At 61.8% G+C, this 1,187-nt stretch carries 2 protein-coding genes; both read left to right on the forward strand.

The genetic code is table 11. From position 1 onward, the window contains the following. Window positions 1-100 precede the first annotated feature (100 nt). On the forward strand, window positions 101-313 hold the full coding sequence (locus AB0M20_RS44725) for a hypothetical protein (RefSeq protein ID WP_364307687.1): 213 nt from the start codon (window positions 101-103) through the stop codon (window positions 311-313). Between the two features lie 5 nt (window positions 314-318). Continuing rightward, window positions 319-1,119: an ABC transporter substrate-binding protein gene (locus tag AB0M20_RS44730; protein WP_364307689.1), complete on the forward strand. Its 801-nt coding sequence runs from the start codon at window positions 319-321 to the stop codon at window positions 1,117-1,119. The last annotated feature ends 68 nt before the right edge of the window (window positions 1,120-1,187 follow it).

Below are 1,187 nucleotides of genomic sequence, written 5' to 3' on the forward strand. Positions count from 1 at the left end.
CAGATTGCTAAATATTGTAATCAACATCAATATGACGCACCTAACTATCCAGCATTAGAACGCCCCCGCGCTGCCCGCCGATGCGACCATCCGGCAGGCGATGGACCACGAGCCGACCTGGGTGGCGCTCGCCGACGCGGCGCGGGAAGCCGGCGCCGCCGACGACGACGCCAAGCTGGCCGACCGGCTCGCGGCCTTCCTGGACGCCCCGATCACTCAACTGCCGGACGCGGCCACCGCGGGCGGCTTCGTCCCCGGCGGCGACGTTCTGCGTACCCGTTTGAACGCTCTGCTCAAAACCCCCCAGGAGTGATGACCATGCGAAAATTGGTGACAGCCGTGTTCGCGGCGGGCCTGCTCGCCCTCAGCGGGTGCAGCGCCGGCAGCCTCGGCTCCAGCGACGACTCGGGCGGCGGCGACGGCAAGGTGACGCTGTCCTTCCTGGTCGACAACGGCGAGGGCAGCACGAAGCTCGCCGAGGGCCTGGTGAAGGACTACACCGCGAAGAACCCCAACGTCACGATCAACATCGAGAGCCGCCCGGCGGGCGGTGAGGGCGACAACCTGATCAAGACCCGGTTGCAGACCAAGAACATGACCGACATGTTCATGTACAACTCGGGCTCGCTGTTCCAGCAGATCAACCCGAAGCAGAACCTGGTGTCGCTGAGCGACCAGCCGTGGGTGGGTCAGCTCGACGACACGTTCAAGAGCACCGTCACGGTGGACGGCCAGGTCTACGGCGTGCCGTTCGGCACCTTCACCGCCGGCGCCGTGCTTTACAGCAAGCCGATCTACGAGGAGCTGGGCCTGACGGTTCCCAAGACGTGGGCCGAGTTCCAGGCGAACAATGAGAAGATCAAGGCGGCCGGCAAGACGGCCGTCATCGGGACGTACGCGGACACCTGGACGTCCCAGCTGTTCGTGCTGGGCGACTTCCACAACGTCACGGCGGCCGAGCCCGACTTCGCCGAGAAGTACACGAAGAACCAGGCCAAGTACGCCACCGACCCGGCCGCGATCAAGGGCTTCCAGCACACGCAGGAAGTCCACGACAAGGGCTACATGAACAAGGACTTCGCCTCCGCCAAATGGCAAAAAAGCATAAAAAAACGCTAGCTTTGATAAGCTAACGTTACAAATTTTTTAAGAAATAATTTTGTTTTTCAAAATTCCAAATGGCCGTA

The organism is Actinoplanes sp. NPDC051633 (assembly GCF_040681735.1).
In the GTDB taxonomy this organism is placed as follows: Bacteria; Actinomycetota; Actinomycetes; order Mycobacteriales; family Micromonosporaceae; genus Actinoplanes.